Genomic DNA, 14,567 nt, shown 5'->3' on the forward strand with positions numbered 1-14,567 from the left:
TTGTTATAAAGACAATAATAGGTTTATGATCAGTAGTTATTAATTAAATAGCCAGACTATAGGAAATGACCATGGATCAGTTACGTGCTCTTAAATATTTTGTTCAGGTTGTTGAAACGGGGAGCTTTACTAAAGCTGCAGAGGTATTTTCTGTGCCGCCGTCATCACTTTCACGGCGTATTGCAAATTTAGAGAAAAGCCTGGGAGCCACTTTATTAAAACGCTCAACCCGGGTTGTCAGCTTAACTGAAATCGGCCAGCGTTATTATCAGCAAGTGAGTGAAATTATAAGATCCCTTGAAATAAGCGATGAATCGGTACGCTCTTATCAAACAACGCCAATGGGGGTCTTAAATATCAGTTCAACGGTGGGCTTTGGTGAGCAGGTTTTATTGCCGCTGTTAGATAAGTTTTCTGTTTTATATCCTCAAGTGACCTTAAATGTAAATTTAAGTGATGAATTATCAACGCTGGCAAGGGATGAAGTTGATTTAGCCATACGCGGCGGTTACGCTCCTGATCAGCGGGTTATTGCCATTCAATTAATAAATAATGATTTTATTGCGGTGGCTTCCACAGCTTATATAGATAAATTTGGTTACCCCGGCGATGCTCTCAATTTAAAACAGCATCATGGTCTGTATTTTAAAACGCCTGCCGGGCCAACCCCCTGGTTATGTGAAATAAAAGGTCAGTGGCACGATGTTTCGGCGCCACCTTTGTTAATGACCAATAATCGCCATTGGTTATTACAAAAAGCGCTTGCGGGGGCCGGCATTTTGATGATGCCCCGTTGGGCACTTGCAGATTATTTAGCATCGGGTGAATTAATTGAGTTAACCGTGAAACCTGCCTTAACGGTGACCAGAAATCCAAATTTAGGAATGTTTTTGTTGTATCAAAAACAACGTTACCAGGTACCTAAGATTAAAGCCGCAGTCGATTTTTTGGTCGCAAGCATTAGGGATAATAAGCCATAAGGCAGGAATAAGAAAAGGCTGAAAGGCAAGAAAGCTGGAAGACGGGAAAGAGTTAGGGCTATATACTCGAAAACAGTAAATATAAAAGGGTGAACCGATAAGATGCAAGAACCTTGGGTAAATTGGTTATTAGAGCAACTGTTAATATTAGGAAGCCATGTGGGGCTATTTTTAATATTAACCTTAGTGCTATTTGCCCTGCAACGGGCGGTCTTTTTATTATCTAAAAATATGCTTGGCGGACGGGTTATTTATATTAGTGCCTGGGTAGGCACACCAATTCATGAATTAAGTCATGCTTTCTTTTGTTTAATATTTGGCCATAAAATTAAGCACCTGGTATTATTCAAACCCGATAAACATGGCACCTTAGGTTTCGTTTCTCATTCCTATAATAACCGTAATTTATGGCAGGTCATGGGTAATTTTTTTATTGGCATTGCGCCGTTATTTGGCGGATTGTTAGCTATTTACCTGCTCACCTCGCTGTTGCTGGATGATCCGCAGCCATTATTTAAAATGCTAAAAATGGCTGCTTTTAATGATATTGATACACTGCATTTTTTACCGTTACTTGAGCTAAATAATAATATAATCGCTTATCTTCAAAACGCCTATGCTAGGTCGCCGCTCAATGTTGTTATATGGGCTTATTTATGCGCGGCAGTCAGCCTGCATCTTTGCCCTTCAAAGGAAGACTTAAAAGGTGCCTGGGCGGGTTTTATTGTATTTATAGCCCTGTGTTTATCGCTTATGATGCTCAATCAAACGCTCGATGGAAACTACTTCGCAGGCTTTAAAAATACTATTAATATGAGCTCTATGTTATACGTAATAGGGATAGTCTTAGCGAGCGGGATAGTATTGTTTTTATTAATGTGTAAAGTCATTAGCTTGGTCTTCAAACGTTGATGAATTGATTTTGATTAACGACTGAATTTAATTAACTGCAGCTGCGGAATCGCGTTGTTCATATTTAAGTCAGTAAAAATGATCTGTTTTTGTCAGCCGTCTTCCTATAAACTCCTGCCTGTGATTTTTACTTATATATACTACTTCAAAAACACCACGGTTTAGCTTCTTGTCCCTTTCTAAAATGATACCAAAAATGAATATTAAAACGATAGCAACGCACAACGGCAATTTTCATGCAGATGATGTTTTTAGTATCGCTGCACTTAAGCAAATTTTTCCTTCTTTTAAACTCATACGCACACGTGATTTAGAGCTTATCGGCAAGGCAGATATAGTGCTTGATGTCGGTGGTGAATATGATCCCGATGCCGGTCGTTTTGATCATCATCAACGTGGTGGTGCAGGTGAGCGTGAGAATGGTATCCCCTACTCCTCATTTGGTTTAATTTGGAAAAAATATGGTGTAGAAATATGCAAGGGTAATCAGGACCTCGCCAATGCAGTTGATGCCGGCCTGGTATCCACCATTGACGCCATCGATTGCGGTCACGTTGAAGGTGTTTCTAAAGGGATCAGCCTTAGCCAAACGATTTCCATGTTTAACCCCACCTGGCAGGAAGAGAGTTACTTTGATGACTGTTTTGATGAAGCGGTTGACTTTGCAGCGCGCGTGTTAAGCCGCTTTATGGCCTCTGCTGACGGCGGTATTAGCGCCAAAGTCATTGTCGCTAAAGCGATTGAAAATGCATTAGATCCAAGAGTGATTGTATTAGAAAAATATACTCCCTGGAAAAGAACGGTTCACGCCTTATCTAGCGAGGCTTTATATATGGTTTTTCCATCTCAGACTGGACAATGGAGAATTCAAACCGTGCCCGTTGAACCCGGTTCATTTGAAGACAGAAAATCGCTGCCGAAAGCATGGGCCGGTTTATCCGATAAAGCGCTTGTCGAGGTAACCGGTATTGATGATGCTATGTTCTGCCATAACGGTTTATTTATTGCGGGTGCAGAATCATTTGCAAGCGCCATGAAAATGGCCACCATGGCACTGCAAGAAGAGTAAAATAGCCACTAAAAATATACAATGCAAGTTAACTTACCTCCGGCTGAGCCGGAGGCTTATTTAATGCCCCCTCAAAACAACTTAAATTATACCCATTACGCCCATTAAGTACTCTATTTATGCTCATAAAAATTCATTTTCAGGCAGAGAAATGGGTATCAATACAACGTTTACGCCGTTGTCCCTGTCTGCACTGTAAATAAGCAGTATTCCTTCTTTTCCACAACCGCCTTTTATTATCAAAAAAATATAACCATTTGATAATCAAACTAAAAACATATATTGTTTATTTTAATTGACATTTTTCTGGCGGAAACAGCGAACCCTTCCGTTTAATAAGATATTAACCACTCGTATATTTACTTTTTAAGGAGAGCCTGTTTATGGAAAAGACGAATCACAAGAAGTTACCTTTAGTATATTCATGCTCCGGGTGCTCCAGTATTGCCCAATTGGCAAACCAAATAGCAATTGAACTGGATCGTGACCATATAGCTGAGATGTCCTGCATAGCAGGGGTCGGTGGTGGCGTAAAACCTTTACTGAAAAAGGCTAAGTCTGGACGAAAGATCATTGCCTTAGATGGTTGCCCTTTACATTGCGTGACCACTTGTCTTTCACAGCATGGCATAGAATCCACCTATCATTACACCTTAACAAGTTATGGCATAAAGAAAAAATATCATATGGATTTTTCTCCATCGGATGTCAGTAACATAAAAAAAATAGTGATCAGTGAGATAGGTAGAAGTGAATCTGCTTAACGCATCAGGATAGATCTTGAACGCAACACCCACCACGGTCTATCCTTATTATGAAACAAGATTTACGGGGATAGATGTCTTTATTGACAGGAAAATATATTTATTTCCTTACCTTTCATCAGCCCTATAAAAACGACAATTTATCCAAAAACAGTTAACAACTGCGGCCTTTTCCACCATCAGCTTAGAAGCATTAAATCCAGTATCAAATAATTCCGCTTATCCCACTCAACACTCCGATTTTTCACTCAATTTAATTCGTCAGTTATTAAACATAGATTAACTTATTGAATACTCGTAAAATATGAGTCACCGTAGTTTTAATTTAAACCGCCTCGTTGAGTATCATTAAAGGACTGTATGTTTCGCTCGAATAAAATCATTATGCTTGGCGCTACCGGCGCAGTGGGAAATCACACCGCATTAACACTCTCAAAAATGCCATCGCTTAAGCAATTAACCTTACTGGGCAGAAGGCCTGCTGAGAACATTGTCGGTGACTCCGTTTTTCAACATAAAATCGACATTTTTTCAGTGCAATCCTATGAACCTTTCTTAAATGGACATGACACGGCAATCTGCACATTAGGTGTTGGTCAACCTTCAAAAATGAGTAAAGAAGAATTCATTAAAATTGATAAAAACGCTGTTTTAGACTTTGCCACTGCATGTAAAAAAGCAGGCATAGCGCATTTTGAACTCTTAAGTTCCGTGGCGGTGAGTGCGACATCAACTTCATTTTATTTGCGTACTAAGGGAGAGCTTGAAAATGCTTTAAAAGAACTCGGGTTTGAGCGTCTGAGTCTGTTCCACTCGTCAATGATTGTTACACCTAGGAATCGTTATGGTTTATTCCAGGCATTGGCACTTGCTGTTATGCCGTTGCTGGATCCTCTGCTTATCGGTTCTTTCAACAAATACCGGAGCATCCCGGTTGCCACATTAGGGAATGCTATCGCCATCAACTTATTTAAAAACAGCCGCCTTATTGGCACAGAAGTTTTACATTGGAATGATTTTATGGCGTTATCCAAAAAGTAAGAAGTAGCCGAACAGAGAATTAAGGTAATTAAATAGAACAAAAAAGCTAGCTTTTGTGGTTGAATCGAATCGGAATTACCCTGTACAGTATACAACAAAAACACTGAAAATTTTAACGGGAATGGAAGTATGGGTTACTGGTATTTAGCAATAGCGATTGTCGCTGAAGTGATAGCAACATTAGCACTTAAAGCATCGGATGGTTTTTCTCATTCAACCTCCGGTGCTGTTTGTGTCATCGGTTACACCGTGGCATTTTATTTTTTATCCTTAGTACTAAAAACAGTACCTATCGGCATCGCTTATGCGATTTGGGCCGGCATGGGAATAGTATTAATTGCATCAATAAGTGCTGTAATCTACAAACAAATACCTGATATTGCAGCCGTGCTGGGAATGTTTTTAATTTTGGCGGGGGTCATTGTTATTAATGTATTTTCAAAAACAGTGAGCCATTAGAAACTTAGATTCAAATAATAAGTGGAGTATTGATGAATTACGATGAGTTTAATAAGTTTTGCGGGTCTTTGCCTGCAACAACCTATGTAGTTCAATGGCGAAACTCACATGTGTGGAAAGTCGGTGGTAAAGTGTTTGCAATCGGTGGTTGGGCGCAGGACAAGAAACCAGCTTTTACTTTTAAAACATCAGCGTTAAATTTCGGGTTTTTAAATCAGTGTGAAGGTTACAAGCCTGCTCCCTATTTTGCGAATCGCGGTATGAAATGGATACAGCAAATTGATAGTGGAAAAGAAAAAGATGAAGACTTACGCTACTACCTTACTGAGTCCCACCGTTTAGTTTCACTCGGGTTAACTAAAATAAAACAGAAAAAACTTGGTTTGAATCAGCGCTAAGGTTTCAGAATTTATCATAAAAATCGCTTTAATGAATGCAAAACAATCGGTTCCGCTTCACTACATAATTATAGCCAACAATTTATCCCCAGTTATCAGGGCATTAGGTTTCAGTCAAATCCCCTAGATCAATAGAGTTGAACATGAAGAGTAAGCTAAAAAATTTATCAGAAATTGTCGCTAGAGCGAATGATTCATTCTACTGCAAGTACAATAATATCAATACGTTAATTGGGATCATGGATAAAACCCTGCGTAATCAAGGGATGAAAGCCGATGCGATTACAATTGATTGTATTGTTCAAGATAAGCGAATTGTTATCCTTCTCCATGATCATAAGCCTGATATTGCAGACATTGCTTTAGGTAATAAAGAAGGGCATATTTATTCATCATCTGAATACCAACTTAATGAAATATCAGAAGCCGTTATTGTGAACATGATGGAAGTAAATTTCATTTCCTGATTGACGCGCAAGTCACTTTACACTCTTGTCAGTTATGCCTTAATCAGACTCTTGAACTTACTAAAATTCCCATTATTCAATCTTTCGTTGAAGGCAGTTGGAAGTCCACCAATAAAAGTAATAACCCGTTAAAAAAACATGGAGTTATTACTTTGTATTTTGTGCTTCTATTTCTGAAATCTGTCTGTCTATTTGCTGGGCTTCAAAACTTAGCTGAGAATAGGTTCTTATATCACCCTTTCTTTGCGCAAGCATAGCCTGCTCTAGCTTTATTGAGAGAAGTTTATTTAATTTTTTTGTTGGATCGGATTTGAATATTGAAAACATAAATTGCTCCGTTTAATTACGACTCTCCTGTATACGACTCAATTGTCATATCGGTTTACATATTTTAAAAATAAAAACATAACGGCCAGCTTAAAGACTAATATCAGAAAATGCTCAGGATATGTAATTGGCATCTTTATTATCCATGGTATTAAAGAAACTGCCCTTTATAACGACAAAAAGGAACATGAAAATTATTAAAAAATGTCCTTATGATTATTTTTTGTTATAATTTATTGCTATCAGCACAGCTATTTAGAAACAGGATAATGAGATGATTAATGAAAAATGGTTATTAACTTTTATGACCCTTGCCGAAACTGGTCATTTCACCCTAACTGCAGAAAAATTAAATATGACCCAGCCCGGTGTCAGCCAGCATATTCAAAAATTAGAGATGCAGCTAAAAACGCAACTGTTAATCCGCTTCGGTAAACAATTTGAGATGAGTTTAGCGGGACAGAAACTCTATCAGTACGGCATTAATAATGCACATTTACAACGGCAGCTACAGCAAAATTTAGAGTTTGACGATCCCCATAGTGGCGAGTGTCGTTTTGCCTGCTCAGGGGCTTTAGCAATGTTTCTTTATCCGCAGTTTATCTCTTTTCAAACCCTTCACTCAAACCTTACCGTGGCGCTTGAAGCGGCACCTAATAAAAACATTATAAAAGATCTGTTAGACGATAAGGTCGATATCGGCATTGTCACACAACAGCTTGACTCCGAACAATTACAACAGCTTGAGATTGGTAACGAATTGCTGCAGTTAGTGCTGCCGGCCACCTTTAAAGAGCAGACGGTGGATGCCGCATTACTGCGCCGATTAGGTTTTATAAATCATCCCGACGGCTTTCATTTTTTTAATAAAATTAACCATACGAATCATCTTCTTGATGGCAAAAAAGCAACTAGTATTCCGATCCGCGGTTACATTAATCAATTAAACCAAATATTACTGCCGGTAGCTCAGGGTATTGGTTTTACAGTTCTGCCGGAACGTGCGGTGAAACAGTTTCAGCAACAACAGTCACTGCATATTGTGCCGCTGGCTAATCCGGTTGCCGAACCCTTATTTTTAACGAAAAAGCGCCATCGTCCGCTGCCCGTAAGATATGAATGGTTTGAAAAAAAGATAATTACGCTGTTAACGGATCCTGATATTCAATAAAAAAGGATCCGGCGGTTGGTTTAAGTAACTAATAAAATCAGTTGAACGGTTAAGCATCGTAGGTTGTTGAAGCGGTATTTCCTCCCTGTCCGGTCCAGTTGGTATGGAAAAACTCCCCGGGATTTTTATCGACCCTTTCATAGGTATGTGCACCAAAATAGTCGCGCTGCGCTTGAATCATATTCGCAGGTGATTTTGCTGTTGTATAACCGTCCAGAAAAGACAATGAGGAGGTCATACAGGGCATAGGTAATCCAGTCTGAAAAGAGGCGGCGGCAATTTTTCGCCAGGCGGGCATGCAGCGTTCTAAAATATTTTTAAAGTAAGGATCTAAGACCAGAAAATCCAATGCCGGTTGAGCAGCAAAAGCATCACGAATATTGCCTAAAAATGCACTGCGTATAATGCAGCCACCGCGCCACAGCAGTGCCACGTTACCATAATTAAGATCCCAATGATTATCCTCTGACGCTTGCTTCATCAGCATAAATCCCTGCGCATAGGAAATTATTTTACTCGCCAGCAATGCATCATGTAATGCCGCTATCCATTGCTGTTTATCATCATGAATTTCGCCAATAGATTTATTAAATAGTTTTTGAGCCTCTACACGCTGCAGCTTCAATGCCGACAAGCAGCGGGCAAAGACAGATTCAGTGATTAAGGTTAACGGAATGCCGGCATCTAAGGCATTTATTCCCGTCCATTTACCGGTTCCCTTTTGCCCTGCGGTATCCATTATTTTTTCAACTAAGGGATCCCCGTCGATATCCTTAAAAGCCAAAATATCGGCGGTTATTTCAACTAAGTAGCTATTTAACTCTGTCTTATTCCAGTCCATGAAAGTGGCTTGCATCTCTTGGTGAGACATCCGCAGCACATCCTTCATAAAATGGTAGGCTTCGCTAATTAACTGCATATCGCCATATTCTATGCCGTTGTGAATCATTTTAACAAAATGACCCGATCCGCCATGACCCACCCAGTCACAACAAGGCTCTCCTTTATCTGTTTTAGCTGAAATCCCTTGAAAAATCGCTTTGATAGAAGGCCACGCCTGTACGTCTCCGCCGGGCATAATTGACGGCCCGTGACGAGCCCCCTCTTCGCCACCGGAGACGCCCGCGCCAACATAATGTAAATCGAGTTTACTTAATTTTTCAACACGGCGGTTGGTATCGACAAAATTGGAATTACCGCCATCAATAATGATATCGCCTTTAGCCAATAAAGGGATTAACTTATCAATAAAATCATCGACAACCTCTCCCGCCTTGACCATCAGCATGATTTTACGCGGCAAGGCCAGTAAACTCAACATTTCTTCAATGGAGTGTGCAGCGATAACATCGGTATCTTTTGCTGCCGTCGCAAGAAATTGATCAACCTTGGAGACGGTGCGGTTAAATGCAACGACTTTAAAACCGTGATCGTTCATATTTAGAATTAAATTCTGTCCCATCACGGCCAGACCTATTACTGCAATATCAGCATTCATCACTGTTTCCTTCTATTAATAACTTTGCGGATCCTGAATCTAAATACCATTGGGTTAGCCCGGATTTTGCTTTTATTTTGCCCGCCGGATAACGTTCGCTACCCGCTGTTTCAGCGTTAATTTTACGAATAATATCGGCTTTACCTTCACCTAGTACCAGATAAGTAATTCGCTGACTGTTTTCAATTAAGACGGCTGTTTTAGATACCCGTAATTGCCCGCTTTGCGGCTGTGTTGCCACCAGGGTTAAATTCGAATCCTGATAGTTTGTTTGTCCGGGAAAAAGTGAAGCGGTATGACCGTCATCACCCATGCCTAAGAGGATCCAGTCAAACTGTGGAATGCCGTTAACACTTTTAACATGCGCCTTTATTTCCTGTGCGTAACGAAGAGCTTCCTGCTGCGGATCGTTTTCTCCCTTAATTCGGTGAATATTTTCTTCTGGAATAGTAATATGATCGAATAAAAATTGTTTACATTGCCCAAAATTACTTTCCGAATCAGTCGGTGCAACGCAGCGTTCATCCCCCCACCAAAAATGCAATTTCTGCCAGTTTATGCTCTGTGCATAGCTCGATTGCGCTAAATATTTAAATAGGAGGAGCGGGGTTGAGCCGCCGGATAAAGAGATATGGCTTGCTTTATCCTTTTGGCTTAAAAGAAAAAAATCCTCTGCCAGTTGATCTAGCAGTAATTGGGTTGCAGAAAAAATTTTATAGTTCATTTTATAACTCGCAGTAGTCAGTATCGGTTAGATTTTTACAAGGGGAACGCCATTGATGCTTATCCTGGTTTAGTAATTTTTCCGCTTCAATTGGCCCCCATGTCCCGGACGCGTATCCATACAGGGGAAATGATTGTTTTTTATAGTCTAAAATGGGTTGCACAAAATCCCAGCAAGCCCGAACAGCGTCGCTTCTGGCAAACAGGGTGGCATCACCTTTCATTAAATCGAGCAGTAAACGCTCATAGGCGGTTAATAATTCAGTCTCTTGCAATTCACTGTAATGAAAGTCCATGGCGACTTCTTTGGTCTCAAAACCAGATCCCGGTTGCTTTAAGCCAAAACCTAGCAGGATCCCTTCATCGGGTTGAATGCGAATAATTAATTTGTTTTCGGGGGCAGCGGCTGAAAAAACCGGGTGAGGCGTTTTTTTAAAATGGATAACCACTTCAGTTACACGTGTTGGTAGTCGCTTGCCGGTACGCAGATAAAACGGCACCCCATCCCAGCGCCAATTATTAATAAACAGCTTAAGGCCAACATAGGTTTCTGTTCTCGAGTTATGCGGCACGCCCTTCTCTTCGCGATAAGCCGGCAGACATTTTCCCCTGACGTGCGACTGAATATATTGCCCTAATACCAGATTATTTTCCAAATCAGATTGAGAAAGTGGTTTTAAACATTGTAAAACTTTGACCACCTCATCACGCATTGACTTGGCATTGATAACAGCTGGCGGCTCCATTGCAACCATCGCAATCACCTGTAACAAATGGTTTTGCAGCATATCCCGCATGGCACCGGAACCATCATAGTAACCGCCACGCTGCTCCACGCCCAAGGCTTCAGCCCCGGTGACTTCGATATAATCAATGTATTTACTATTCCACAATGGCTCAAAAATGCTGTTTGCAAAACGTAATACCAGCATATTCTGTACCGTTTCTTTGCCAAGATAATGATCAATACGATAAATTTGCTGTTCGTTAAAATGCCGGTACAGGGAGCTATCCAGACTAATTGCAGATTCAAGATCACAACCAAAGGGTTTTTCGACAACTAACCGTTTCCAACCATCAGTCTCTTTATTAAGACCCACAGCGGCAAGGTGTTGGGGAATAACAGAATATAAATTGGGCGGCGTAGCAAGGTAAAAAAGGGTGTTATTGTTAAGCTGTAAATCAGCATTAATAAGCGCGAGGCGTTCTTTCAGCAGTTTGTAATCATTCACATCGCTGGTATCTATCGCCTGATAAAACAGGTGTTCACAAAATTTGTTCAATAAGTCGTTATCAATATTTTTGTCAGATTTCATATTCGTAATTAATTTATTACGGAATGTCTGATCATTATAAACGCTACGACTTACTCCCAGAATGGCAAAAGATGTTGGTAGTTTCTGATCTATATAAAGATGATAAAGCGCTGGGATAAGCATACGATGGGTGAGATCGCCTGAAGCGCCAAATATCACAATACAGCTATTATCGATGACTGGCATTAAGACTCCTTATTTGGATTATATAATACTAAACCAATTAATTGTATGTGCGCTTGCAGCCACCTGCACCGCTCATTCTAGTCGATGGGTTTATAATAACGGCGACTGCCGACACATATTCAATGGTTCGGGAGCCTTAGCCAGCTAATATTAAAGTAATCGGCATGAAAATAGCCCTATATTGCTGGTTAAAATAAACGTTAACACTTGCTGTTTTTATTCGCAATAGGCTTTTATTACTCAATCAACGCCTTGCGTTTATGCTTTTTTTCTGTACAACTTTAAACCACCAGCTTAGGTTAATGTATATTAGGGACAGTTACCTCCTTTTATGCCAACCGGTCGATGCAGGTGTCTTTGTTAATTTTAAAACTTACGTTATGATTGTTACCCTCTTATTTTAATAATAAACAATAAGTTAAAAAATAATTTATCGAGAGATACTTAAGGGTATCTGCTTTAACCATAATATTTATTAACTAAGGCAGTATGATGGACTATTTCCCGATTTTTTTAGATGCTAAAAAATTTCAAGCCGTGGTTATCGGAGGCGGTAATGTTGCTGCGCGAAAGATTGAACTTTTGCTCAAGTCAAAAGCGCAAATAACTGTTGTCAGCCCGATGCTGAAAGAAAGTGTGCAAGCATTATTAGCCAACCGGCAACTTACCTGGATTAAAGCGGAATATTCGCCGCATTTTCTGGACAACCATCAGTTAGTGATAGCAGCAACAAATATCAGAGCGGTCAATATTGAAATCAGTATTGCGGCGAATCATCGCGCTATGCTGCTTAATGTGGTTGACGATCCTGATCTTTGTAATTACATCACTCCCGCGATCATTGACAGGGATCCGATGATCATCGCCATGTCCAGCTCGGGCAACGCCCCGATATTATTGCAAATGTTAAAATCTCAAATAGAGCAGATGTTACCCGCAGGTTATGGCAGATTAGCGCGCTTTTGTGGTCGCTACCGGATTGAAGTACAGGCCAGAATCAAGCAGTTTTCCGAACGTAAACTGTTCTGGAAAAAGGTATTAACGGGTGACGTCGCCAAACAGTTGCTGGCAGGGGACGATGAGCAAGCTGTGAAGATGTTTAATCGAGCGCTGAGCAGTGAACAATTTCAGGAAAGTGGCAGTATTAGTGTGATCAGAATTTATGACCAGCAACCCGATAATTTAACCCTGCAGGCCTATCAAAGAATGCAGCAGGCTGATGTAATATTTTTAGACACGGATATTACGACCTTGTTTTTTGACTATGGACGCCGCGATGCCGATAAATTCCAAAAAATTGATAAGCAGCGTATCGAACAGTTGGCAGATAATAACCAACAAGTGGTGATTATCACGACACATTCCGAGCAATTAAAGTCCGAATTTAACACTGACTTTCCCGTATCAGAAATTATTTGCGGACGTATTGTTGAATAAAACAGTTAAACAATACGTTCTCACCATTTGACCCAATCTGAATAATAAATTTTTACAACTCTAAAACTAAAAAAAAGGGACAGCGCTGTCCCTTTTTAGTTTTAGATTAAATTGTCTGTGAATATTGTTCAGTTAAAAAAAGCTGCTTAGATCCACTGATTGGTCATGGGATTTTTTAAACATTGGGCTGCTTATTTCAAAGTGCAGAGGAAGTTTGGGATTACTCATTAAACTAAACGCACTGCCAAATAAATCGCCAGGTTTAATAGTTAAGGGCAACTGAATATTATTTTGACCCGATCCTATTTTATTATTTTCAAGATCGCCTTTAAATAAAGTCTTACCATTGCTTGATACCGTATAATTGAGCATCCCTAAAGGTAACGTAAAATCATTGGGGTTATCAAGATCAACACTTAAGAGAATATCTAACTGGCTGAAGCTGCCATTAACAATTTTTACGTCTTTAATACTGACGTCCGGTACATACAAAGTGGCAGATTTTTCAAAGGGGATAGTTAAGCCCATGGTTTTTACAGCGCCTTTTACCACATAATCCAGTTTTTTATCTTTAAACAACAGTTGCTGCAATGAGGTTAATGTTTCGTCGGTTAGATCCAGCGACAGAGTGACATCTTTGGCATCATTTGCCGGCAGCGTCCCTATCGACTCTGTCTCACCCGCTAACATTTTTTTATTATTAAATGAAAGATCATAAGTAACTGCGTCAATGGGAAGAGAAAAATTATTGTTATTGGCGATATTAAAAGTAGGATTTAACTCAATCGCACTCATCGAAACCTTACCAATTGAAATCGATTTGTAGCTCACCTCGGGTTGTTTTACATAGTTTTTTAACCCTTGCTGCAAGGTAGTACATGCAGATACCATCACAACCAGTAAAACTGCTATTAAATTTTTAATCATAACCACTCCTGTTAATTAAGACTTCACTATTACAACATCAGTCGTTTTCATCACTGTTATTGTAACTATAAATTTGACCGGCGTTCACTTTTTATGGACATTAATAAGCCATAGAATCTTTTTTGATACTATGGCTTATTAAGTAACGGGGTAAATGCCAACAAAAATAGAAAGGCGCATTAATTATATCGAATGCTACATTTAGCGGCTCACCGTTGCTGGCAATCAATAATATATTTATACAAGAAAGAGCTGCAGTATTCACCTCTTATACAGAGTTGAATTTGTAGGCCTATTTGAAACGCTACCTACAAGTGGTTAAAATCGCCCGTCACAGCTTTTACAGCCCTATCATCATGTAAATATTAGTTCCAGTCATCATATAAAGAGTCGAATTCTTTTTTTTCTCTTATCCTTTCAAGCTGCATCTCTATTTTTCCCTTAAGAATTCGTTTATTTCTATTTTTAGAACGAACTTTTTGGACATTAGATTCTTCGTTATCATTTTCTAATTCCAGATCAGCTAAATCTTTAAGATAAGTATTGTCTTCATCTTCCTGTTCAACGTCTAAATCAAGATCGGATTCTACTGCACTATTACGGTTATTCATTTGCAATCTCTATAGGTCAGAATTTGGTGCATAATCAGGCTTTTTACTGCAAAAAAAAAGCAAAAAATTTTGTTCTTAATGATTCATTTTTTTTGTCAAATAAAATAGAGCCTACATTTATTTTTTAAGGTCATAGCAAAAAAAATTATTAAATAAGACCGTCTACTCTGCCAGAATATAAGACAATCGGCAGTTTACGGCTGCTTAAGAATATAGAATATTTGTTACGGATCCGTTAAACTTAGTAACTTATTTTCTTTCGGCTGATTAAAAAACTCCCC

At 39.5% G+C, this 14,567-nt stretch carries 16 protein-coding genes; 10 read left to right on the forward strand and 6 right to left on the reverse strand.

Going from position 1 to position 14,567, the window contains the following annotated elements; translation table 11 throughout:
* The first annotated feature begins 71 nt into the window (after positions 1–71).
* The 8 genes from ACJAZP_RS12950 (at position 72) to ACJAZP_RS12985 (ending at position 6,090) form a co-directional block, all read left to right on the forward strand.
* The gene (locus ACJAZP_RS12950) at positions 72–980 is read left to right on the forward strand and encodes a LysR family transcriptional regulator (protein WP_415231156.1); all 909 of its coding nucleotides are present in this window, start codon (positions 72–74) and stop codon (positions 978–980) included.
* Between the two features lie 102 nt (positions 981–1,082).
* Positions 1,083–1,892 carry a hypothetical protein gene (locus tag ACJAZP_RS12955; protein WP_415231157.1) on the forward strand — a complete coding sequence of 270 codons (810 nt, stop codon included), beginning with the start codon at positions 1,083–1,085 and terminating at the stop codon, positions 1,890–1,892.
* A 196-nt stretch (positions 1,893–2,088) separates the two neighbouring features.
* Complete coding sequence (locus tag ACJAZP_RS12960; protein ID WP_415231158.1) at positions 2,089–2,961, forward strand: MYG1 family protein; 873 nt, start codon at positions 2,089–2,091, stop codon at positions 2,959–2,961.
* 383 nt (positions 2,962–3,344) lie between these two features.
* Positions 3,345–3,725 (forward strand): putative zinc-binding protein, encoded by a 381-nt coding sequence (locus tag ACJAZP_RS12965; RefSeq protein WP_415231159.1) that lies wholly within the window; start codon positions 3,345–3,347, stop codon positions 3,723–3,725.
* A gap of 360 nt (positions 3,726–4,085) precedes the next feature.
* Complete coding sequence (locus ACJAZP_RS12970) at positions 4,086–4,766, forward strand: hypothetical protein (protein ID WP_415231160.1); 681 nt, start codon at positions 4,086–4,088, stop codon at positions 4,764–4,766.
* Between the two features lie 129 nt (positions 4,767–4,895).
* Positions 4,896–5,225 (forward strand): DMT family transporter, encoded by a 330-nt coding sequence (locus tag ACJAZP_RS12975; protein ID WP_415231161.1) that lies wholly within the window; start codon positions 4,896–4,898, stop codon positions 5,223–5,225.
* Between the two features lie 32 nt (positions 5,226–5,257).
* A complete protein-coding gene (locus ACJAZP_RS12980) occupies positions 5,258–5,623 on the forward strand; it encodes an MmcQ/YjbR family DNA-binding protein (protein WP_415231162.1) in 366 nt (121 codons plus the stop codon).
* Between the two features lie 143 nt (positions 5,624–5,766).
* The gene (locus ACJAZP_RS12985; protein WP_415231163.1) at positions 5,767–6,090 is read left to right on the forward strand and encodes a hypothetical protein; all 324 of its coding nucleotides are present in this window, start codon (positions 5,767–5,769) and stop codon (positions 6,088–6,090) included.
* 147 nt (positions 6,091–6,237) lie between these two features.
* Here ACJAZP_RS12985 and ACJAZP_RS12990 read toward each other — a convergent pair whose 3' ends face one another.
* Positions 6,238–6,417: a DUF6435 family protein gene (locus tag ACJAZP_RS12990; RefSeq protein WP_415231164.1), complete on the reverse strand. Its 180-nt coding sequence runs from the start codon at positions 6,415–6,417 to the stop codon at positions 6,238–6,240.
* 274 nt (positions 6,418–6,691) lie between these two features.
* Here ACJAZP_RS12990 and ACJAZP_RS12995 point away from each other — a divergent pair, with 274 nt between their 5' ends.
* Positions 6,692–7,588 carry a LysR family transcriptional regulator gene (locus ACJAZP_RS12995; RefSeq protein ID WP_415231165.1) on the forward strand — a complete coding sequence of 299 codons (897 nt, stop codon included), beginning with the start codon at positions 6,692–6,694 and terminating at the stop codon, positions 7,586–7,588.
* 49 nt (positions 7,589–7,637) lie between these two features.
* Here the strand turns inward: ACJAZP_RS12995 and gnd are convergent, their stop codons facing one another.
* The 3 genes from gnd to zwf are packed head-to-tail and all read right to left on the reverse strand — an operon-like array spanning position 7,638 to position 11,311.
* Positions 7,638–9,086, reverse strand: coding sequence for a decarboxylating NADP(+)-dependent phosphogluconate dehydrogenase (gnd, locus tag ACJAZP_RS13000; RefSeq protein WP_415231166.1), 1,449 nt, complete (start codon positions 9,084–9,086; stop codon positions 7,638–7,640).
* A complete protein-coding gene (pgl, locus tag ACJAZP_RS13005) occupies positions 9,076–9,810 on the reverse strand; it encodes a 6-phosphogluconolactonase (RefSeq protein WP_415231167.1) in 735 nt (244 codons plus the stop codon). Before pgl ends, gnd begins: the two co-directional genes overlap by 11 nt.
* A gap of 1 nt (position 9,811) precedes the next feature.
* Positions 9,812–11,311, reverse strand: coding sequence for a glucose-6-phosphate dehydrogenase (zwf, locus tag ACJAZP_RS13010; RefSeq protein WP_415231168.1), 1,500 nt, complete (start codon positions 11,309–11,311; stop codon positions 9,812–9,814).
* 492 nt (positions 11,312–11,803) lie between these two features.
* Between zwf and ACJAZP_RS13015 the strand changes: the two genes are divergently transcribed.
* Positions 11,804–12,748: a siroheme synthase gene (locus tag ACJAZP_RS13015; protein ID WP_415231169.1), complete on the forward strand. Its 945-nt coding sequence runs from the start codon at positions 11,804–11,806 to the stop codon at positions 12,746–12,748.
* A 132-nt stretch (positions 12,749–12,880) separates the two neighbouring features.
* On the opposite strand, the gene ACJAZP_RS13020 is transcribed toward ACJAZP_RS13015, so the two are convergent.
* Together ACJAZP_RS13020 and ACJAZP_RS13025 are read right to left on the reverse strand one after the other, a co-directional pair.
* A complete protein-coding gene (locus ACJAZP_RS13020) occupies positions 12,881–13,675 on the reverse strand; it encodes an LEA type 2 family protein (protein ID WP_415231170.1) in 795 nt (264 codons plus the stop codon).
* A 365-nt stretch (positions 13,676–14,040) separates the two neighbouring features.
* Positions 14,041–14,286: a hypothetical protein gene (locus tag ACJAZP_RS13025; RefSeq protein WP_415231171.1), complete on the reverse strand. Its 246-nt coding sequence runs from the start codon at positions 14,284–14,286 to the stop codon at positions 14,041–14,043.
* Positions 14,287–14,567: the final 281 nt, after the last annotated feature.

It is taken from the genome of Psychromonas sp. (assembly GCF_047632955.1).
Classification (GTDB): domain Bacteria; phylum Pseudomonadota; class Gammaproteobacteria; order Enterobacterales; family Psychromonadaceae; genus Psychromonas.